Annotated in this window: 18 protein-coding genes, 1 tRNA gene and 1 pseudogene; 3 read left to right on the top strand and 17 right to left on the bottom strand. The window is 66.2% G+C overall.

Annotation, left to right across the window (positions count from 1 at the left end; all coding sequences use genetic code 11):
* The 7 genes and pseudogenes from VFY73_RS05045 to rpsB all read right to left on the bottom strand — a co-directional run.
* Positions 1-484: pseudogene (locus VFY73_RS05045) on the bottom strand (1-deoxy-D-xylulose-5-phosphate reductoisomerase); the annotation flags it as partial.
* A 35-nt stretch (positions 485-519) separates the two neighbouring features.
* Positions 520-1,356 carry a phosphatidate cytidylyltransferase gene (locus VFY73_RS05040; RefSeq protein WP_329716824.1) on the bottom strand — a complete coding sequence of 279 codons (837 nt, stop codon included), beginning with the start codon at positions 1,354-1,356 and terminating at the stop codon, positions 520-522.
* Positions 1,357-1,361: 5 nt separating this feature from the next.
* Complete coding sequence (gene uppS / locus VFY73_RS05035; RefSeq protein ID WP_329716823.1) at positions 1,362-2,120, bottom strand: polyprenyl diphosphate synthase; 759 nt, start codon at positions 2,118-2,120, stop codon at positions 1,362-1,364.
* 5 nt (positions 2,121-2,125) lie between these two features.
* Positions 2,126-2,686: a ribosome recycling factor gene (gene frr / locus VFY73_RS05030; protein WP_329716822.1), complete on the bottom strand. Its 561-nt coding sequence runs from the start codon at positions 2,684-2,686 to the stop codon at positions 2,126-2,128.
* A 12-nt stretch (positions 2,687-2,698) separates the two neighbouring features.
* A complete protein-coding gene (pyrH, locus tag VFY73_RS05025; RefSeq protein ID WP_329716821.1) occupies positions 2,699-3,409 on the bottom strand; it encodes a UMP kinase in 711 nt (236 codons plus the stop codon).
* Positions 3,410-3,529: 120 nt separating this feature from the next.
* Positions 3,530-4,426 (bottom strand): translation elongation factor Ts, encoded by an 897-nt coding sequence (tsf, locus tag VFY73_RS05020; protein WP_329716820.1) that lies wholly within the window; start codon positions 4,424-4,426, stop codon positions 3,530-3,532.
* 142 nt (positions 4,427-4,568) lie between these two features.
* Positions 4,569-5,315 (bottom strand): 30S ribosomal protein S2, encoded by a 747-nt coding sequence (gene rpsB, locus VFY73_RS05015; RefSeq protein ID WP_329716819.1) that lies wholly within the window; start codon positions 5,313-5,315, stop codon positions 4,569-4,571.
* 320 nt (positions 5,316-5,635) lie between these two features.
* Here rpsB and VFY73_RS05010 point away from each other — a divergent pair, with 320 nt between their 5' ends.
* Entirely contained in the window at positions 5,636-6,931 is a 1,296-nt protein-coding gene (locus VFY73_RS05010; protein ID WP_329716818.1) for an NAD(P)/FAD-dependent oxidoreductase, read from the top strand.
* A 33-nt stretch (positions 6,932-6,964) separates the two neighbouring features.
* A complete protein-coding gene (locus tag VFY73_RS05005; protein ID WP_329716817.1) occupies positions 6,965-8,515 on the top strand; it encodes an NAD(P)H-hydrate dehydratase in 1,551 nt (516 codons plus the stop codon).
* A gap of 26 nt (positions 8,516-8,541) precedes the next feature.
* Here VFY73_RS05005 and rnr read toward each other — a convergent pair whose 3' ends face one another.
* Complete coding sequence (gene rnr, locus VFY73_RS05000) at positions 8,542-10,836, bottom strand: ribonuclease R (protein WP_329716816.1); 2,295 nt, start codon at positions 10,834-10,836, stop codon at positions 8,542-8,544.
* Between the two features lie 107 nt (positions 10,837-10,943).
* Here rnr and VFY73_RS04995 point away from each other — a divergent pair.
* Positions 10,944-11,028, top strand: a tRNA-Leu gene (locus tag VFY73_RS04995).
* A gap of 205 nt (positions 11,029-11,233) precedes the next feature.
* Here VFY73_RS04995 and VFY73_RS04990 read toward each other — a convergent pair.
* From VFY73_RS04990 to der, 9 genes are all read right to left on the bottom strand, one after another.
* Positions 11,234-11,755: a phosphoribosyltransferase gene (locus VFY73_RS04990; RefSeq protein ID WP_329716815.1), complete on the bottom strand. Its 522-nt coding sequence runs from the start codon at positions 11,753-11,755 to the stop codon at positions 11,234-11,236.
* Between the two features lie 27 nt (positions 11,756-11,782).
* Positions 11,783-13,141, bottom strand: coding sequence for an adenylosuccinate synthase (locus VFY73_RS04985; protein WP_329716814.1), 1,359 nt, complete (start codon positions 13,139-13,141; stop codon positions 11,783-11,785).
* A gap of 39 nt (positions 13,142-13,180) precedes the next feature.
* Positions 13,181-14,344 (bottom strand): ATP phosphoribosyltransferase regulatory subunit, encoded by a 1,164-nt coding sequence (locus tag VFY73_RS04980; RefSeq protein ID WP_329716813.1) that lies wholly within the window; start codon positions 14,342-14,344, stop codon positions 13,181-13,183.
* Between the two features lie 72 nt (positions 14,345-14,416).
* The gene (locus tag VFY73_RS04975; RefSeq protein ID WP_329716812.1) at positions 14,417-14,605 is read right to left on the bottom strand and encodes a DUF2065 domain-containing protein; all 189 of its coding nucleotides are present in this window, start codon (positions 14,603-14,605) and stop codon (positions 14,417-14,419) included.
* A 38-nt stretch (positions 14,606-14,643) separates the two neighbouring features.
* A complete protein-coding gene (gene hflC, locus VFY73_RS04970) occupies positions 14,644-15,537 on the bottom strand; it encodes a protease modulator HflC (RefSeq protein WP_329716811.1) in 894 nt (297 codons plus the stop codon).
* A 44-nt stretch (positions 15,538-15,581) separates the two neighbouring features.
* Positions 15,582-16,820 carry an FtsH protease activity modulator HflK gene (hflK, locus tag VFY73_RS04965; RefSeq protein WP_414654400.1) on the bottom strand — a complete coding sequence of 413 codons (1,239 nt, stop codon included), beginning with the start codon at positions 16,818-16,820 and terminating at the stop codon, positions 15,582-15,584.
* A gap of 44 nt (positions 16,821-16,864) precedes the next feature.
* Entirely contained in the window at positions 16,865-18,073 is a 1,209-nt protein-coding gene (gene hflX / locus VFY73_RS04960; protein ID WP_329716810.1) for a GTPase HflX, read from the bottom strand.
* Between the two features lie 52 nt (positions 18,074-18,125).
* Entirely contained in the window at positions 18,126-18,368 is a 243-nt protein-coding gene (hfq, locus tag VFY73_RS04955; protein ID WP_329716809.1) for an RNA chaperone Hfq, read from the bottom strand.
* Between the two features lie 146 nt (positions 18,369-18,514).
* The gene (gene der, locus VFY73_RS04950; RefSeq protein ID WP_329716808.1) at positions 18,515-19,852 is read right to left on the bottom strand and encodes a ribosome biogenesis GTPase Der; all 1,338 of its coding nucleotides are present in this window, start codon (positions 19,850-19,852) and stop codon (positions 18,515-18,517) included.
* Position 19,853: the final 1 nt, after the last annotated feature.

Below are 19,853 nucleotides of genomic sequence, written 5' to 3'. Positions count from 1 at the left end.
GCAGGCACTGGAAGATCGCCGAATGCTCGCTGTCGATCGGCAGCAGCGTCGCACCGCCTTCGACCACGGCAGCCATGAACTGGGCGCCGCCGACGACCAGCGCTTCCTTGTTGGCCAGCAGCAGGCGTTTGCCTGCACGTGCTGCCGCCATGCACGGCGGCAGGCCGGCGGCACCGACGATGGCGGCCATCACAGCGTCGACGTCCGGGTGTGCGGCCAGCTGCACCAGCGCGTCCGGGCCGTCCATCACCTCGGTGGTCGAGCCGGCTTCGCGCAGGCGCTCGCGCAACTCCTTCGCCGCCGACGGCAAGACCATTGCCGCGAAACGCGGCTTCCATTGCAGGCACTGCGCCAGCAACTCGTCAACACGCTGCTGGCCAGTCAGCGCGACGACCTCGTAACGCTCGGGATGCCGGCTCACCACGTCGAGCGTGTTGCTCCCCACCGAGCCGGTGGAACCCAGGACGCACAGGCGCTGTCGCATCGATACCGTTTCAATCAATCGTGAAGAGGCGGGTTTCAGACGGCGGTCAACGCCATCACCGCGGGCAGGACTGGCAGCAAGGCGTCGATCCGGTCGAGCACACCGCCATGGCCGGGCAACAGGCGGCTGGAGTCCTTGGCACCCGCAGCACGCTTGGCCATCGATTCGACCAAGTCGCCAACCACGCTCAAACCGCACAGCGCGACCAGGCCCAGGGCGAACAGCACAAGGCCACGCTGCGTCAGCAACGTCGAGAACACGCTGGGCCCGGCCACCGGCCACACCTTCTCGGCGGCCATCCAGCCCCAGGCCAGCAGGCCGACACCGACCATGCCGGACCACACACCTTCCCAGCTCTTGCCGGGGCTGATCGAAGGCGCCAGCTTCCGGCGGCCGAACGTGCGACCACCGAAGTAGGCGGCAATGTCGGCCGCCCAGACGATGCACATGGCAGAGAGGATGAAGCCCAGCCCTCGCTGCTTGGCCGCAGCCAACGCCAGCCAGGCGACCGACAGCATCAACCACCCCAGCACCAGCCGCGCCACCTGGGGCAGCTGCGGCCAGGCCTTGGGACCCGCCCGCAGCGCCAAGCCGCCGCCGATCACCCAGCCGATCAGCGCAATCCACCAGACGGCTGCCGGTGCCGCCAGGCCCCAACCCGCCCACCAGGCCGCACCGCAGGTCAAGGCGACCGCCGCACCCATCACCACCGCGCCGGTGTTGCCCATGCTGTTCAGCCGGCCCCACTCCCAGCCGGCTGCACCGATCATCAGCAGCGTCAACGCTGCAAAAGGCAACAGGCTATCGGCCAGCAGTGCCGGCAGCAGCAGCGCCAACAACACCAACGCCGTGATCACGCGTTGCAGCAGCATGGGGGTCAGGCCGACGAGGCCTCGTTGAGGGAGGCGGCGGCCGGCACGCCACCGAAGCGGCGCTCCCGACCTGCGAAGGCGGCGATGGCCTTGTCCATCTCGGCCGCATCGAAATCGGGCCAGAGACAGTCGGTGAAGTAGAACTCGGCGTAGGCCAGCTGCCACAGCAGGAAGTTGCTCACGCGCACTTCGCCGCCGGTGCGGATGAACAGGTCCGGATCTGGTGCATGGGCCAGGGCCATGTAGCGACTCAAGGAATCCTCACTCAAGGCTTCCGGCGCGACACCGTCCGCCAGCGCACGCTTGCACGCCTGGACGATGTCCCACCGGCCGCCGTAGTTGAAGGCCACGGTCAGGGTGAGACCGGGGTTGTCCTTGGTCAGTTCCTCGGCCTCGTTCCAAGCCTGGCGGACCTTCTCGGACACGGCCGAGCGATCCCCCATCACCTTGATGCGAACGCCGTCCTTGGCCAGGCGCTTGAGGTACTTCGACACCCCGACCAACACCAGGTTCATCAGGCCCGACACTTCTTCGTCAGGCCGCTTCCAGTTCTCGGACGAGAAGGCGTAGACGGTGAGGTATTCGATGCCGCGGCGTGCGCAATCGTCGATCACGCGCACGACGGTCTCCATGCCGAACTTGTGCCCGAACACGCGCGGCATGAAGCGACGCTTGGCCCAGCGGCCGTTGCCATCCATCACGATGGCGACATGGCGCGGCACGCCTGGGTCGCGGCCGGAAGCCGCATGGGACGGAGTGGCCATCAGGCTCAAACCGCCAGGACGTCGGCTTCCTTCGCTTGGACCAGCCTGTCGATCTCTGAGACAGTGCGGTCGGTCAGCTTCTGGACATCGTCCTGTGCACGACGCTCGTCATCTTCGGAGATTTCCTTGTCCTTGAGCAGCTTCTTCAGGTGCTCGTTGGCGTCGCGGCGCAGGTTGCGCACAGCCACCTTGGCGTTCTCGCCTTCGTGGCGAACGACCTTGGTCAGCTCTTTGCGGCGCTCTTCGGTCAGCGCCGGCATCGGCACGCGCAGCAGGTCACCCTGCGCCGACGGATTCAGGCCCAGATCCGACTCGCGGATGGCCTTCTCGATCTTGCCGGACATGCCCTTTTCCCAGGCCTGCACGCTGATCGTGCGCGCATCCAGCAGGCTGACGTTCGCCACCTGGCTGATCGGCACCATCGAGCCGTAGTAGTCCACGTGCACCTGGTCCAGGATGCCCGGGTGGGCACGACCGGTACGCACCTTCTGCAGGTCGTTCTTCAGCGCCTCGATGGACTTGGCCATCTTGGTCTCGGCGTTCTTCTTGATATCGGCAATTGTCATGGTCGACTCTCCTCAGACATGCACCAGGGTGCCTTCGTCTTCACCTTGCACCACACGCTTCAACGCGCCGGGCTTGAAGATCGAAAACACCTTGATCGGCAGCTTCTGGTCGCGGCACAACGCGAACGCGGTCGCGTCCATCACCTGCAGGTTTTTTGCGATGGCCTCATCGAACGAGATGTTCGTATAGCGGGTGGCGTCCGGATCCTTCTTCGGGTCGGCGGTGTACACACCATCGACCTTGGTCGCCTTCAGCACGATCTGCGCGCCGATTTCGGCGCCCCGCAGCGCGGCCGCGGTGTCAGTGGTGAAGAAGGGGTTGCCGGTGCCGGCAGCGAAGACAACGATCTTGCCCTCTTCGAGGTACTGCAGCGCCTTCGGCCGCACATAGGGCTCGACCACCTGCTCGATGCTGATGGCCGACATCACGCGGGCCGTCATGCCCTCCTGGCGCATCGTGTCGGCCAGGGCCAGCGCGTTCATCACGGTGGCCAGCATGCCCATGTAGTCGGCGGTCGCTCGGTCCATGCCGACCGAGCCGCCAGCCACGCCGCGGAAGATGTTGCCGCCACCGATCACCACCGCCACTTCGCAGCCCAGCTGCGTGACCTCCTGCACCTCGCGCACCATGCGCACGATGGTGGCCCGGTTGATGCCATAGGCGTCATCGCCCATCAGGGCCTCACCGGACAATTTCAGCAGGATGCGTCGGTACGCCGGCATGCAGGGCACTCCCTAGGGACTTGAGGTAACAGGTGATCTTTTGAATCGGCTGGCAGTTTACGCGGCGGCCCGGATCACAAGCCGTCGCACAAGCCCGCGCGAGGCGGGCTTTGCAGGTCTTTACTGACCCTTGGCGGCGGCCACCTGGGCAGCCACTTCGGCAGCGAAGTCGTCGACCTTCTTCTCGATGCCTTCGCCGACCACGTACAAGGTGAAGCTCTTCACCGAGGTGGCCTTTTCCTTCAGCATCTGACCGACCGTCTGCTTGCCGTCGGCCGCCTTCACGAAGACCTGGTCGAGCAGCGAGACCTCCTTCAGGAACTTCTGCACCGAGCCCTCGACCATCTTGGCGACGATCTCGGCCGGCTTGCCCGACTCGGCCGCCTTCTCGGCGGCAATCTTGCGCTCCTTCTCGACCAGCTCGGCCGGCACTTCAGCCGACGACAACGCGGCCGGCTTCATCGCGGCCACATGCATGGCCACGTCCTTGGCGGCCACGTCGTCACCGTCGTACTCAACGACCACGCCGATGCGGGTGCCGTGCAGGTAGCTGGCGAGCTTGCCGCCATTGGCGTAACGCTTGAAGCGGCGGATGGCCATGTTCTCGCCGATCTTGCCGATCAGGCCCTTGCGCACGTCCTCGACCGTCGGGCCGAAGCCGTCTTGCGACAGCGGCAGCGCCGACAGTGCGGTGGCGTCGGCCGGGTTGTTGGCGGCGATCAGCTCGGCGCAGGACTTGGTGAAGGCCAGGAACGAGTCGTTCTTCGACACGAAGTCCGTTTCGCAGTTGACTTCCAGCAGCGCGCCGGTGGTGCCGTTCACCGCGGCGCTGATGACGCCTTCGGCGGTGACGCGCGAAGCGGCCTTGCCGGCCTTGGTGCCCAGCTTGACGCGCAGGACTTCCTCGGCGCGGCTCATGTCGCCGTCGGCTTCGGTCAGCGCCTTCTTGCATTCCATCATCGGCGCGTCGGTCTTGGCGCGCAGTTCGGCAACCATGCTGGCGGTAATTGCAGGCATCTTCATCTCTCCGTTGCTGTGGCGTCAGGGCGTGGCCCGGCGCCGAAAGTTCCGTCCAGACCTCGTGTCTGGGGCATCACTGGGTACGAAAAAGGGGCTGTGACAGCCCCTCGTTCGACAAGGCGCTTGCGCGCTGAGGGGATCAGGCGTTGTCGCTGACTTCGACGAACTCGTCGCCGTCGGCGGCCACGGCCTGCACCAGGTCGGTGGCGGCGTTGGCCTTGCCTTCCAGCACCGCGTCAGCCACGGCGCGGGCGTACAGCGCCACGGCCTTGGCCGAGTCGTCGTTGCCGGGGATCACGTAGTCCACGCCTTCGGGCGAGTGGTTGGTGTCGACCACGCCGATCACCGGGATGCCCAGCTTCTTGGCTTCAGCGACTGCAATCTTGTGGAAGCCGACGTCGATCACGAACAGCGCATCGGGCAGCGCGTTCATGTCCTGGATGCCGCCGATGTCCTTTTCCAGCTTGGCCAGTTCGCGGTCGAACATCAAGGCTTCCTTCTTGATGCGCATTTCGGCGCCGGAATCCTTGGTGGCCTGCATGTCCTTCAGCTTCTTCAGCGAACCCTTGACCGTCTTGAAGTTGGTCAGCATGCCGCCCAGCCAGCGCTGGTCGACGAAGGGCATGCCGGCACGCTGGGCTTCCAATGCGACGACTTCGCGCGCCTGGCGCTTGGTGCCCACCATCAGGATCGTGCCGCGCTTGCTGGACAGCTGGCGCACGAACTTCATCGCTTCCTCGAACTTGGGCAGCGTTTTTTCGAGGTTGATGATGTGGATCTTGTTCCGATGGCCGTAAATGAACGGGGCCATCTTGGGGTTCCAGAAGCGGGTTTGGTGGCCAAAGTGCACACCGGCTTCCAGCATTTCACGCATCGAAACGGACATAGGTACTCCGAAGGTTGGGTCTAGAATCCCGGCACACATCGCTACAGCGTTTGCCCCTTGTGACAAGGGGCTGACGTCGCATGCGACACCTTGAATAAGCCGGGTTCGCGAACTTCAGAAAGCCTCGTGATCGAGCCGATGCCCTAAAGAAAACGGGCTTTCCGGTTTGACTGACGCCCGAGCGACCCATACGAGCCATGGGCAATCAGCAAAACCCAAAGATTATAGCAGCCCAACTTGCGACCGCCGAGCGGCTGGCCGCCCACCTCACCCACCCCGTCCGCGCCCGGCCCTGCTGTCGCGGCAGGCGGGCCTGAACGATGCGAGTCGCCGTGATCGGCGCCGGCCTGACCGGCGTCATGACCGCCTACGAACTGGCCCGCGATGGTCACGAGGTCATCGTCTACGAACGCCGCGGCAGCATCGCGGCCGAGGGCAGCTTTGCGCCCGCCAGCGTGCTGGCGCCGGGCTTGGCCCTCGCGCACGCTGCCGTCGGCGGCTGGGGTGGGCTCGAACGACTTCCGGCCAAGCCCACCGCGTGGCCATGGCTGTGGCGACGCTGGCGCGCTGCCCGCCAGCCAGCTCAGGCGGCACGGCTGACCTGCCTGCGCGACCTGGCCCAGTTGAGCCTGGAGCGGGTGCAGTCGATCGCGGCCGCCCACCAGCTGGAGTACGACCACCACAGCGGCGTGATGGCCCTGATGCGAACGCCGCGCGATGCCAGCCGCGCGCAGGCACTGCTCGTCACCCACGCCGCTTCGAGTTTGCCGGTGCGCTGGTTGAGCGCCGACGACGCGCGCGCCACCGAGCCGGGCATCAACCCGACGCTGCCGTTGCACGGCGCGCTGTACTGGCGGGCGGGCGAGACCGCGAACGGCCGTCAGTTCGCCCATGCGCTGCGGGTCGAAGCCCTTCGCCTGGGCGCACGCTTTCAGTTCCAGCAGGAAGTCACCGGGCTCGCCACCGGCAGCGGCGCGCGCCAACAGGTCGAGCTTCAGACCGAGCGTTGTCGCGACATCGCCGAAAGTGCGCTGAGCGTCGGCTCGACAGGCGCCGCCACGGTCGTAGACGAAGGCCCGCAGACTTTTGATGCCGTGGTGCTATGCAGCGCCGAAGCGGCATCTCGCCTGCTGCCGGGCGCCGCGCGGCCACGCGTGGCTTGGGGCCATGTGCATTCGGTGACGGCCCCGCGTCACGTGGCGGCAGATGCCGGCGAAACCTTCGGCCCCAGCGGTGCCGTGCTGGACCCGGCGGTCGGCATCACGATCAGCCGCATGGGCGATCGGCTGCGTGTGGCTGGCGTCGCGTCGATCGGCGCCCTGCCGTCACGCCCGGCGTCCGCAGTGCTGGCGCGGCTGTATGCGACGCTGGAGGCGACTTTTCCCGGTGCGACACGCACCGCACGGGCCCAGCCCTGGGTTGGTCGCCAGGATCACCTCGCGGATGGCATGCCGGCGGTCGGCCGGGCGTCGGCGAACGGGCTGTGGCTCAACATCGGCCATGGCGCCAACGCCTGGGCACAGGCCGCCGCCTGTGGGCGGCTGTTGGCCGACCAGATGGCCGGCCGGGCGGCGCCGTTCGATTGCAGCACGCTCGACCCGGCACGCCTGCGCTAAGCTGGGCTTCCTGCCACTTCGGAAAGCCAGCCGATGAACGGGCCGTGCAGACTGTTGCCCGGAGATACCGCGGCGCTGTTGTACGACAGCGCCGCGAGCCGGGCCATCGAACAAGCCGCCCTCGCCGACGCCCCCGCCCATGGGCTGATGGAACGAGCGGGGCTCGCCGTGGCACGGCTGGCGCTGTCCATCGCGCCGCATGCCCGGCACATCTGGATTGCCGCCGGCCCAGGCAACAACGGAGGCGATGGGCTGGTGGCCGCCCGGTGGCTGCATGCCGCGGGGAAGAGCGTCCACGTCACTTGCACGGGCGACCCCGATCGCCTGCCGCCTGATGCCGCCCACGCGCGACACCAGGCCCTGCTGGCCGGGGTGGCGCTTCACGGCGCAATCGATTGGCCCGTCGCGGATCAGCCCGCTCCCGACCTGGTGATCGACGCCTTGCTGGGCCTGGGTCAGCGCCGCGGCCCCGAGGGCGAGATGGCCGAGACGATCCGGGCGCTGCAGGCCTGCCGCCGGCGCGGTGCGGCCGTGCTCGCCGTTGATCTGCCCACCGGCCTGTGCGCAGACACCGGGCGGCAGCTGGGTGAGGTTCTGGTGCAGGCCGATGCCACGCTTGCGCTGTTGACACCCAAGCCCGGCCTGTTTTCCGGGCAGGGCCGCGATGCTTCGGGACAGGTGTGGTGGGATGGGCTCGGCGCAGCACCAGGCGCATCGCTGGCTACGGCCCGGCTTTCGAACAGCACCGATGCACGCATTGCCCTCGGCCCGCGCCTGGCTGCGCCGCACGCCTCGCACAAGGGGCACTTCGGCGATGTCTGGGTCGTCGGCGGAGCGCCCGGCATGCAAGGAGCCGCGCAATTGGCAGCACGCGCCAGCCTGCGCGCCGGTGCCGGCCGCGTCTACGTGAGCGCGCTCGACGGCGGCTTGCCCCAGCCTCCCACCAGCCTCGAACTAATGCAACGCCCGTGGCACGACGCGCGCACCGCAGGCTGGGTCGAGCACGCGACCGTGGTCTGTGGCTGTGGCGGTGGCGACGCCGTGCGCAAGGTGCTGCCCGAACTGATCAGCCGCGCGCACCGCCTGGTGCTGGATGCAGACGCGTTGAACTGCATCGCCACCGACAGCGCGCTGGCCATCCAACTGGAAACACGCGGCCGACGGGGCGCGGCCACGGTCATGACCCCACACCCCTTGGAAGCGGCCCGCCTGCTGGCCACCGACACGGCGGGGCTGCAGGCCGACCGCCTCCGTGCGGCCCAGGCGCTGGCCGACCGCTTCGGTGCCGTGGTGGTGCTGAAGGGTTCCGGCAGCGTCGTGGCCGCGCCCGGTCGGCAACCGGTCATCAATGCGAGCGGCAATGCACGCCTGGCCACCGCGGGCACCGGGGACGTGCTCGCCGGCTGGATTGGCGGTTGCTGGAGCAGCCACGGCAATGACGATGTCCTTGCCGTCGCCGCCCAGGTCGCCGTCGGCAGCACCTGGCTGCACGGCCGTGCCGTCGAGACGCATGGCGCCGCCCTGCCCCTGCCCGCCGGCCAGTTGATCGACGCGATGGTGGAGGCGGCAGACGCGCTGCGGTGAGCGCGCCAGCCGCAAGCCACACATGGTCAGCGTTTGCTGCGCGGCTTGCTGACGCTGCGGGTTGACGCGCCTTCGGTCGCCTTGCCGGCCTTGGCCTCGGACGTCGCCTTGGCGCGAGACGAACTGGCGCGCGCGGTGCTGCCGGCAGCGCGCCTGCCCTTGGTAGCCCCTTTGCTCGCCTTGGCGGCCTTGGTCGCACGCTTGTGGGCGCGGTCGGCCGATTCGATACCGGCCAGCACCTCACCCGCACTGTCCGCCTCGCTGCTGCGCGGGGTCGAACGGCCTCGGGCCAGCAACCGATCGCCTTCGCCTTCACGCACCATGCGGAAGTCGATCCTGCGGCCGTCCAGGTCGACCCGGCTGACCTGGACCCGCACCCGCGCACCAATCGCGTAACGGATGCCGGTGCGCTCGCCGCGCAGCTCTTGCCGCATCTCGTCGAAGCGGTAGTACTCGCCGCCCAGTTCGGTGATGTGGACCAGGCCGTCGACGTACAGCGCGTCGAGCGTCACGAACAGGCCGAAGCTCGTCACTGCGCTCACCGTGCCGGCGAACTCTTCGCCCAGGTGCTCGCGCATGTAGCGGCACTTGAGCCAGGCCTCGACATCGCGTGAGGCTTCGTCCGCGCGGCGCTCGTTGGCGCTGCAATGCGCGCCAGCGCCTTCCCAGTGTTCTTGCTCGCTGATGTGCGGCTTGGCCGCCTTGCTGCCCTTGCGCAGCTTGGTGGCGCGGCTGCCCGTGTCGGCCAGCTCGCCAGTGGCCAGGTGGTAGCGCTTCTTCGCCAACACCGCCTTGATCACCCGATGCACCAGCAGGTCCGGATAACGCCGGATCGGGCTGGTGAAGTGGGTGTAAGCGCCATAGGACAGGCCGAAGTGGCCGCTGTTGGCCGGTGAGTAGATCGCCTGCTGCATCGAGCGCAGCAGCATCATGTGGATCTGGCTCGCGTCGACGCGGTCCTTGGTCGCCTCGGCGATGGCCTGGAACTCACCGGGCGTCGGGTCTTCGCTGATCGCGAGACCAAGGCCCAGGCTCTTCAGGTAGTTCTGCAGCGTCGTGCGCTTCTCGGGCGTCGGCCCCTCGTGCACGCGAAACAGCGATGGATGCTCGGCTCCGGCAATGAACTCGGCCGCGCAGACATTGGCGGCCAACATCGCCTCTTCGATCAGGCGATGCGCGTCGGTGCGCGTGCGCGGCACGATCTTTTCGATGCGGCCGTTTTCGTCGCACACGATCTGCGTCTCGGTCGTCTCGAAGTCGATCGCACCGCGACGGTGGCGCGCCTTCAGCAGTGCACGGTAGACCTCGTGCAGGTTCAGCAGTTGCGGCAGGATGTCGCGCCGCTTCGCTGCCTCGGGCCCACGGGTGTTGGCGAGTGCCGCCGCCACCTCGGTGTAGGTCAAGCGGGCGTGCGAGCAGATGACGGCAGGGTAGAACTGGTACGCGTGCATCTCGCCATCGCTGTTGATCAGCATGTCGCAGACCATGCTCAGGCGATCGACCTCGGGATTCAGCGAGCACAGGCCGTTCGACAGCTTCTCCGGCAGCATCGGGATGACGCGGCGAGGGAAGTAGACCGAGGTCGCACGCTCGTAAGCGTCCTCGTCCAGCGGTTCACTCGGCTTGACGTAGTGGCTGACGTCGGCGATCGCGACCAGCAGGCGCCAGCCGTCGAACGCCGTCTTGCCGCGGCCGCTCTTGTGCGGCTCGCAGTAGACCGCGTCATCGAAGTCGCGCGCGTCTTCACCGTCGATGGTCACCAGCGGCACGTCGGTCAGATCGATGCGGTGCTTCATGTCGACGGCACGCACCTTGTCAGGCAGCGCCGCGGCCTGCGCCAGCGTCTCGGGCGAGAAGCGGTGCGGCACCTCGTACTTGCGCACCGCGATCTCGATCTCCATGCCCGGGTCGTCGATCTGCCCGAGCACTTCGGTCACGCGGCCGACGGGCTGCGAATACATCGACGGAGGCTCGGTCAACTCGACCGCCACCACCTGCCCCGCCGCTGCGCTCGCCGTGGCGTTCTTCGGGATCAGGATGTCCTGCCCATACCGCCGATCTTCAGGGGCCACGAGCCACATGCCGTTCTCGTGCAGCAGGCGGCCGATGATCGGCGCCTTGCGACGATCGAGGATCTCGATGATGCGCCCCTCGGGCCGGCCCCTGCGGTCGTAGCGGATGACCCGCACGCGCACCCGGTCCTTGTGCAGCACCGCGCGCATTTCCTGCTGGGCAAGGTAGATGTCGGGCTCGCCGTCATCGCGCTGCAAGAAGCCATGGCCGTCGCGGTGGCCGAGGACGATGCCCTCGACTTCGCTCATCAATGCACCACCCAACGCGGGGGTACTTGCATTCGTTTTTGTTTTGATGGTATAGTCCTATCTTTCGTTGCAACGCGGTCATTCAAACGACTACGACACAACGTTAAGCCCAGGTGGCGGAATTGGTAGACGCACTAGTTTCAGGTACTAGCGGGTAACTCCGTGGAGGTTCGAGTCCTCTCCTGGGCACCAAAGTTAAGAGCAATAAGAACAGAAGAACAACAAGAAATACAAGAGGGCCAGCACGAAAGTGCTGGCCCTTTTTTCTTTGCCGTTGCGCTGATCGAACTGCTCGCCAAACTGCTCGAATTTGCGGAGTGCGAATTTGCGGAGTGCACAAGCCCGACCACGTGGCCATTGATGCTCGTGGTCGCGGCCAAAGGAAGAAGCCCGCCGATCAGACCGACAGCTTTCGCGCCAAGCCTTCCGGGCGCAGATTGTCGTAGTCTTCGAAGGGCTGGTGGATCCACGGGCTCGTGGCCAACATCTCGACGTAGTAGTCGGGCGTGTAGCTCGATACGGCCTTGGTCCAGATGACCGCCGAGCGCAACTCGGTGATCGACGGGATGCCCCGCAAGCGGTCAACCACCGCCTTCAGCGTCACGCCCGAATCAGCCAGGTCATCGACCAACAGCACCCTGCCCGCCAGCTCGCCCTTGGGCATGGTGATGTACTTGGCAAGATCGAGCCGGCCCTGGATGGTGCCCGCTTCGGCGCGGTAGGAACTGGTCGACATGATGGCCAGGGGCTTGTCGAACACGCGCGACAACACGTCGCCCGGGCGCATGCCGCCGCGGGCCAGGCACAGGATCTGGTCGAACTCCCAACTCGAGTTGTGCACCTTGAGCGCCAGGCGCTCGATCAGCAGGTGGTATTCGTCCCAGGAGACGTACAGGTGTTTGCCATCGTCGGTCAGCATCGTTGTCCCTCTGTCTTTTGAATGTGGTCAGGCCACCTTGTAGGGGTGCCGCAACAAGATGGTGTGGTCGCGGTCCGGACCCGTCGACACCATGTCGATCGGCGCACCGATGAAGGACTGCACACGCTCCATGTAGCGACGCGCATTCAGCGGCAGCTGGTCCCACTGCGTCAGCCCTGCGGTTGATCCTTCCCAGCCCGGGAAGGTTTCGTAGACGGGCCGGCAGGCCGCGATGTCATCGGCATCCAGCGGCAGGATGTCGATCGACTGGCCACCCAGTGTGTAGCCCATGCAGACCTTGATCTCCTTCAGCCCGTCGAGCACGTCGAGCTTGGTGAAGCACAGGCCGGAGATGCCGTTGATGATGATCGAACGCTTCAGCGCGGCCGCATCGAGCCAGCCGCAGCGGCGCGGGCGGCCCGTCACCGTGCCGCGCTCCTGGCCGATGGTCGACAGGTGGTGGCCCACCGTGCCGGCCTCGTCCATCGGCAACTCGGTCGGGAACGGCCCGGAGCCCACGCGCGTGGTGTAGGCCTTGGTGATGCCCAGGATGTAGTGCAGCATGTCCGGCCCGACACCCGAACCAGCGGCCGCATTGCCGGCCACGCAGTTGCTGGAGGTGACGTACGGGTAGGTACCGTGGTCGATGTCCAGCAGCGTGCCTTGCGCGCCTTCGAACAGCAGGTTGGCGCCTGCGCGGTTGGCGGTGTGGATGCGGTAACCCACATCGGCCATCATCGGCCGCAGCGCCTCGCCCATCTTCATCGCCTGGTCGAAGATCGGCTGATACTCCAGCGGCGTGCTCTTCAGGTAACCGCCAAGTGCAAAGTTATGCAGATCCAGCAGCTCGCGCAGCTTGGCAGCAAAACGCTCAGGGTGCTTCAGGTCTTGCACCCGTAGCGCGCGACGAGCCACCTTGTCTTCATAGGCCGGGCCGATGCCCTTGCCGGTGGTGCCGATCTTGCCGGCGCCGCTGGTTTCGCGCAGCGCTTCGCGTGCCTTGTCGACCTCGACATGGAACGGCAGGATCAGCGGGCACGACTCGCTGAGATACAGGCGCGAGCGCACGTCCAGTCCGATTTTTTCGAGGCGCTCGATCTCCAGCAGCAGGTGCGAAGGATCGACGACCACGCCATTGCCGATGTAGCAGGCCACGCCGTCGCGCATGATGCCCGACGGGATCAGCTGAAGCGCCGTCTTGACGCCCTTGATCACCAGTGTGTGGCCAGCGTTGTGGCCGCCCTGGAAGCGGACCACACCCTGCGCATGGTCGGTCAGCCAGTCGACAACCTTGCCCTTGCCCTCGTCGCCCCATTGGGTGCCGACGACGACGACGTTATGGCCGCTCGAGGCGGCGTTGGTGCTGCTCTGTTGCATCGATGTCATCAAGTCAAAGGATTCGGAAGTGGGCTGCTTGCCCGCGGGTCAGAGCGCGCGCACAGCCCATTGGCCGTCGACCGCAGCCAACTCGCGGTCGCAATCGAATTCCTGGGTTTCGTGCTCGTGGCCCGGCAAGATGCAGACCACCGTCTCGCCCTGGGCGCGCAGTTGGCGCACAGCGGCGCGCAGGCCGGCGTCTTCGCCCCAGGGCGCACGCACAGCAGCCCGCGGCGGCGCGATCGGCGTCACCGCGGTCAGACCCTTCAGGTCCAGGCTGCAACCCACCGCCGGGCGGTTCCGGCCGAATACGGCGCCGACTTCGTCGTAGCGACCTCCGCGCACCAGCGCGTTGGTCGAGCCTGCACCATAGATCGCAAAGCGCACGCCGCTGTAGTAGGCGTAGCCGCTCATGTCCGACAGGTCGAAGCCGATGCGCACCTCGGGGTTCGACTGGCGCAGGTGGCCGGCCAGCCACGCCAGGTCGGTCAAAGCTGCAGCAATCGGTGCACGAGCCGGCAGGCGGTGGCGTGCCTGTTCCAGCACCTCGTCGCCGCCGTACAGCTCCATCAGCGTAGCCAAACCGGCGCGCGTTTCCGGTGGGCATTGGCGCGCCAACGCCTGCACGGCGCTGCCGTCCTTGGCGGTCAAGGCGGCCACCAGTTCAGTCAGCGCAGCGGCATCCAGCGGTACGCCCGCGAGCACCGAGCGCACGACACGGGCGTCACCCAGGTCGATCGTCAGCTCGCGCGCGCCGATGGCACCCAGACCGTCGAGCGCCAGCTCCTGCACTTCCAGGTCGGCCTCGAGGCCGGCATGGCCGAAGATCTCGGCGCCGAACTGCAGGGGCTCGCGCGTCATGTGCAGGCCCGAGGGCCGCGTGTGCAGCACGGGGCCGCAGTAGCACAGGCGCGTCACGCCTTCGCGGTTGAGCAAGTGGGCGTCGACGCGGGCGACTTGCGGCGTCGTGTCGGCGCGCAGGCCGAGCGTTCGGCCGGAGAGTTGATCGACCAGCTTGAAGGTCTTCAGGTCCAGTTCACGGCCGGTCCCGGACAGCAATGAGTCCAGGTACTCCAGCAGCGGGGGCATCACCAGCTCGAAGCCGTAGCCGCGGGCCCGGTCCAACCATTGGCGTCGCAGTTCCTCGATGCGCCTGGCCTCTGCGGGCAGGACGTCAGCAATGTGCTCTGGCAACAGCCAAGCAGAGGACATGAAAAAGCACCGGGGTTAAAACCGGCATTGTACAGGGGGGGTTTCGCCAAGCGGGTACTTGACGCGCCGCCCTCAGTTGCCCAAAAGCAGCAAAACCGCCAGCCCGATCAGCATGCTGGTCAAGCCGATGAAGCGGATCTGGCCGTCGCTCAGCTGGGTGGCACGCAGGAAAATCTCGCGCCAGCGGCCCGGGCTGAAAAACGGCAACAGGCCTTCGAACACCAGCATCAGCGCCAGTGCTGGAATGAGCAGGTCACCCATGGTTCAGGCCACTTTCCAAGCGGCTGGCGCGCCCCGGCTCACTTCTTGGCCGGCGGTGCGCTTCCGCCGCCGCTGCCACGCATCGCCTTGAAGAAGTCCGACGAAGGGTCGACGACCATCACGTCGCTCTTGTTGCGAAAGCTCTGCTTATAGGCCTCGAGGCTGCGGTAGAACTGCGCAAACTGGGCGTCGCGACCGAAGGCGCTGGCATAGATGGCCGAAGCTTTCGCGTCGCCCTCACCTTTGATCTTCTGCGCGTCGCGGTAGGCCTCTGCAATGATCACTTCGCGTTGGCGGTCGGCGTCGGCGCGGATGCGTTCGCCTTCGGCCTGGCCCTTGGAACGCAGCTCGTTGGCCACCTGCTGGCGCTCGGACTGCATGCGGCGGTAGACCGAGTCGGTGATGCTGGCGACGAAGTCGACGCGCTTGATCCGCACGTCGATGATCTCGACGCCGAAGGACTTGGCCGGCTCCGCCAGACGCGCCTTCACGTCGTTCATGATCTTCTCGCGCTCGGTAGCGAGCACCATGCCCACGTTGCGCTTGGTGACCTCTTCGTTGAACGCAGCCTGCACGACCGGGCTCAGGCGGTTTTCGAGGTTGCGCAGGTCGACACCGTTGTTGCGGATGAATTGACGCGAATCCGCGATGCGCCACTTGACCAGCCAATCGATGGCCAGCGTCTTTTTCTCGGCGGTGAAGATCGACTTGGCCTCGGGGCTGTCGAGCGTCTGGATGCGGCGATCGAGGAAGACGACGTTTTGCAGCGGAGGCGGCAGCTTGACCTTCAGGCCTGGCTCGGTGATCACTTCCTTGATCTCGCCCAGGGCGTAGACGACGGCGACCTGGCGCTGGTCGACGATGAACAGCGTCGAGGCAGCCAGCACGAGCAGCACCAGCACGCTGCCGACGATGACGGCGAATCGGTTCATGAGGTTTCCAATGGGTTTCGGCGCAAGTGGGCGTCAGCGGCGTTTCAGCGGCTGTCGCGGTCGCGGCTGCGGATGTCGCGTGTGCGGTCGGCGTTCGCGTCCGCCGGCGGCGTCGGGGTTGGCGTGGCGGCGGCCGCAGGCGCCGTCGAGCCGGACTGCTGCATCAGCTTGTCCAGCGGCAGGTACAGCAGGTTGGAGCCATTTCGGGTCTCGACCATGACCTTGCTGACGTTGGAATAGACCTCACGCATCGTGTCGATGTACAGGCGGTCCCGCGTTACCGCCGGCGCCTTCTGGTATTCGGTGTAGACGGAGTTGAAGCGTTCGGCATCACCCTCGGCAGTGGCGATGATGCGGGAGCGATAGCCCTCAGCCTCCGCACGCAGGCGCGACGACGTGCCCTGCGCCTTGGGAATGACATCGCTGGCGTAGGCCTGACCTTCGTTCTTGAAGCGGTCGCGGTCGGCGCCGGCCTTGACGGCGTCGTCGAACGACGCCTGCACCTGCTCGGGCACCGCCACGTTCTGCAGGTTCACGTTCTTGATCGTGACACCAGCGTTCAGCTTGTCGAGCTGCGATTGGATCGATTTCGCGAGCAGGGTCGCAATCGCGTCGCGCTTCTCGTATAGCACCGAGTCGACATTGCTGCTGCCGACGATCTCGCGCACGGCCGATTCGCTGGCCTGCACGACCGCCTGGTCGGTGTCGCGGTTCTCGAACAAAAAGGCCCGCGCGTCCTTCAGCACGTACTGCACGATGAAACGGATGTCGACGATGTTCTCATCCTGAGTCAGCATCGATGAATCACGCAGACCCGTGGCCTGACCGACCGTGTTGCGGCCAACCTCGACCGAGCGCAGCTGCGTGACCGGAACCGTCTCATGGGCCTGGAAGGGGTATGGCAGGCGGTACTGCATGCCGGCGGACACCGTGGTGCTGTACTTGCCGAAGGTGGTGACCACCGCCTGGTTGCCTTCCTGGACGATGAACAGGCCACTGCCGGCCCAGATCAGCACCACCAGGCCGACGATCAAACCGAGGCCGATGCCGGCACTTTTCATGTCAGGCTGGAAGCCGGGGTCTTCCGGGCCACCACTGCGGGGGCCACCACCGCCCTTGCCGCCGAACAGGCCCGACAGCTTGCGGTTGAAGTCACGCCAGAGCTCGTCCAGGTCAGGCGGGCCGTCGTGCCTGCCGTTGTTCATCACGAGAGCGCGCGCAGCACGTGCCAGCGCGCCGAGGCGGGCGCCGAAGCCGGGGGCATCGGGTTGAAGGGTTCGCATGCTCATGCCATGGGGCCCGTATTGAATAGGATGGAAAGTCGGATTCAGTGACGCGGCGTCGGCGCGACGCTGCCGTCAGGCAAGGTGAAGGCTTCAGGCTCGGAACTCAAGGCCGGCGGGGCTGCATGCGCCGCAATCAGCTCACGCAGCTTGCCCAGACCTTCGCCGGTCAGGGCGCTGACGAAAACCCGCGGCACGCGCACGTTCGGCGCCACTTCCAGCTCGTCGTGCAGCACGCGCGGCCGGTGGCTTGGCTCGATGCGATCGAGCTTGTTGAACACCAGGATCTGCGGAATGCCCTGGGCGCCGATTTCTTCCAGCACCCGCTCGACCTCGGCCTGCTGCTCCTGCAGCACCGGGCTGCTGGCGTCGATCACGTGCAGCAGCAGGTCGGCATCGGCCGCCTCCTGCAGCGTCGCCTGGAACGCCTCGACCAGCTTGTGCGGCAGGTCTCGGATGAAGCCGACGGTGTCCGACAACGAGACCGAACGGCCCGCCTCGCCCAGGTAGAGCGAACGCGTGGTCGTGTCGAGCGTGGCGAACAGCTGGTCGGCCGCATAAGTGCGGGCCTTGACCATCGCGTTGAACAGCGTCGACTTGCCCGCGTTGGTATAGCCGACCAGCGAGACCTTGTAGGTGCCGCTGCGCTCGCGCGCACGGCGTTGCGTGCCACGCTGACGCTTGACCTTCTCCAGGCGCTCTTTGACCGACTTGATGCGGTCACCGATCATCCGACGGTCCAACTCGATCTGCGCCTCACCCGGGCCGCCTCGATGGCCAACACCGCCGCGTTGGCGCTCCAGGTGGCTCCAGCGCCGCACCAGTCGGGTCGACAGGTACTGCAGCCTGGCAAGTTCCACCTGCAGCTTGCCCTCGTGGCTCTTCGCGCGGGCGGCGAAGATTTCAAGGATCAATGCAGTGCGGTCAGCCACAGGCACACCGAGATGGCGCTCCAGATTGCGCTGCTGAGCAGGTGACAAGGCCTGGTCGAAGATCACGCCATGGGCAGCATGGGCCTGCACCATCAGCTTGATCTCGTCCGCCTTGCCCGAGCCGACGAACAAGGCCGGGTCCGGCGCCTTGCGTTTGGCAATGACGCGAGCCACCGGTTCATCGCCAGCCGATTCGGCCAGCAACGCCAGTTCGTCGAGGGTGGGATCGAAGGATGAACCCGGACCGAGGTCCACGCCGACGAGAACTGCCCGCGCCGCCTCGGTGTCAGCGGGCGCGGGCGGGTAAGCGTCGGCGCTCAAGGTCGGTCGTGAAGCCAAGTCGCCTGCGGCAGCGACAGCGTTCGCGCGGCGGTCAGGTGTTGTCGCCGGCGTCGGCGGCGTGGAAGTTGACGGCACGGCCCGGCACGACGGTGGAGATCGCGTGCTTGTAGACCATTTGCGTCACGGTGTTGCGCAACAGCACAACATACTGGTCGAAAGATTCGATATGGCCCTGAAGTTTGATGCCGTTGACCAGGTAGATCGAAACCGGAACGTGCTCCTTGCGCAGCAGGTTCAGGAAGGGGTCTTGTAGGAGTTGCCCTTTGTTGCTCACGATATGCTCCGTGTTGGAAAAAGTGTTGGAGTTGTCACGTTAACACAGCGGGCCGGGAATCCGGCCTCTTTGGTGCCATCGACACCGTGGTTCAAGGGCATCTGGCCCGTTGACACCGCCTGGCGTGCCCCGAGGCGCGCCCACTCTCAGTGTTCGCCGTCGGCGAAAGGGTTCCGTGAGAGTTTCATTTCGATGCGCATCGGCGTGCCGACCAATTTGAAATGCTCGCGGAAGCGCCCTTCGAGATAACGCTTGTACGAATCCGTGACGTGCTCCAGCGAATTGCCGTGGATCACGATGATTGGCGGATTCATCCCGCCCTGGTGCGCATAGCGCAGCTTGGGCCGGAAGGCACCGGCGCGCTTGGGTGCCTGGTGCTCCACCGCTTCGTGCAGCAGACGCGTCAACACCGGCGTCGGCATCTTCTTGGTGGCCGACGCATGGGCATCGGCAATCGCCTTCCAGAGCGGCCCCAGGCCTTGCCGCTTCAAGGCCGAGATGTGCAACAGCGGCGCAAACTTCAGGAACGCCAAGCGCTGCTCGATCGATCGCTCCAACATCTGGCGCTGGTAGCTGTCGATCGCGTCCCACTTGTTGATCGCGATCACCACCGCCCGGCCCGAATCGAGGATGTAGCCGGCGATGTGCGCATCCTGGTCGCTGACACCCTGCGTGGCATCGACCATCAGCACCACCACGTTCGCATCGGCGATCGCCTGCAAAGTCTTGACGACGGAGAACTTCTCGATCGCTTCGAAAACCTTGCCCTTGCGGCGCAGGCCGGCGGTGTCGATCAGTTCGAAGCGCTTGCCGTCGCGCTCGAACGGAACGTGGATCGCGTCGCGTGTCGTTCCCGGCATGTCGAACGCGATCAAGCGCTCTTCGCCCAGCCAGGTGTTGATCAGCGTCGATTTGCCGACATTCGGCCGACCGGCCACCGCCAGGCGGATCGGCGCGTTCTCGTCTGGCTCGGCGGCTTCTTCGTCTTCCTCCGGGAAGTCGACCAACGCCGCTTCCAGCAGGCTGCGGATGCCCTGCCCGTGCGCCGCCGATACCGGGTGCGGCTCGCCCATGCCCAGCTCGTGAAACTCGGCCAGCAGCGGGGATTCGGACATCCCTTCCGCCTTGTTGACAGCCAGCAGCACCCGCTTGTTGGCTTGGCGCAGGAAGCGCGCGATGTCCTGGTCCTGGCCGGACAGGCCGGTGCGCACATCGACGACGAAGATCACCACGTCGGCCTCGGCCACGGCCTGCCGGGTCTGGCGTGCCATTTCCTTGACGATGCCGGTCGTGCTGTCGGGCTCGAAGCCACCGGTGTCTATGACGATGAACTCGCGGCTGCCCAGCCGGCCGTCGCCGTAATGGCGATCTCGCGTCAGCCCGGCGAAGTCGGCAACGATCGCGTCGCGGCTCTTCGTCATCCGGTTGAACAGCGTGGACTTGCCGACGTTGGGACGCCCCACCAGGGCGATGACGGGTTTCAAG

This window comes from Ideonella sp., from assembly GCF_036277275.1.
GTDB lineage: Bacteria > Pseudomonadota > Gammaproteobacteria > Burkholderiales > Burkholderiaceae_C > Ideonella.
Note: the sequence above shows the minus strand (reverse complement) of the source record. Positions and strands in the feature narration are given on the sequence as shown.

Excerpts from the sequence above, each read along its gene's own strand:
- hflC (WP_329716811.1), bottom strand. The coding sequence starts at position 15,537 with ATGAACCGATTCGCCGTCATCGTCGGCAGCGTGCTGGTGCTGCTCGTG.
- tsf (WP_329716820.1), bottom strand. The coding sequence starts at position 4,426 with ATGCCTGCAATTACCGCCAGCATGGTTGCCGAACTGCGCGCCAAGACC.
- frr (WP_329716822.1), bottom strand. The coding sequence starts at position 2,686 with ATGACAATTGCCGATATCAAGAAGAACGCCGAGACCAAGATGGCCAAG.
- VFY73_RS04975 (WP_329716812.1), bottom strand. The coding sequence starts at position 14,605 with ATGGGTGACCTGCTCATTCCAGCACTGGCGCTGATGCTGGTGTTCGAA.
- hflK (WP_414654400.1), bottom strand. The coding sequence starts at position 16,820 with ATGCGAACCCTTCAACCCGATGCCCCCGGCTTCGGCGCCCGCCTCGGC.
- VFY73_RS05010 (WP_329716818.1), top strand. The coding sequence starts at position 5,636 with ATGCGAGTCGCCGTGATCGGCGCCGGCCTGACCGGCGTCATGACCGCC.
- uppS (WP_329716823.1), bottom strand. The coding sequence starts at position 2,120 with ATGGCCACTCCGTCCCATGCGGCTTCCGGCCGCGACCCAGGCGTGCCG.
- VFY73_RS05040 (WP_329716824.1), bottom strand. The coding sequence starts at position 1,356 with ATGCTGCTGCAACGCGTGATCACGGCGTTGGTGTTGTTGGCGCTGCTG.
- rnr (WP_329716816.1), bottom strand. The coding sequence starts at position 10,836 with ATGAGCGAAGTCGAGGGCATCGTCCTCGGCCACCGCGACGGCCATGGC.
- pyrH (WP_329716821.1), bottom strand. The coding sequence starts at position 3,409 with ATGCCGGCGTACCGACGCATCCTGCTGAAATTGTCCGGTGAGGCCCTG.
- VFY73_RS04980 (WP_329716813.1), bottom strand. The coding sequence starts at position 14,344 with ATGTCCTCTGCTTGGCTGTTGCCAGAGCACATTGCTGACGTCCTGCCC.
- VFY73_RS04990 (WP_329716815.1), bottom strand. The coding sequence starts at position 11,755 with ATGCTGACCGACGATGGCAAACACCTGTACGTCTCCTGGGACGAATAC.
- VFY73_RS04985 (WP_329716814.1), bottom strand. The coding sequence starts at position 13,141 with ATGACATCGATGCAACAGAGCAGCACCAACGCCGCCTCGAGCGGCCAT.
- VFY73_RS05005 (WP_329716817.1), top strand. The coding sequence starts at position 6,965 with ATGAACGGGCCGTGCAGACTGTTGCCCGGAGATACCGCGGCGCTGTTG.
- rpsB (WP_329716819.1), bottom strand. The coding sequence starts at position 5,315 with ATGTCCGTTTCGATGCGTGAAATGCTGGAAGCCGGTGTGCACTTTGGC.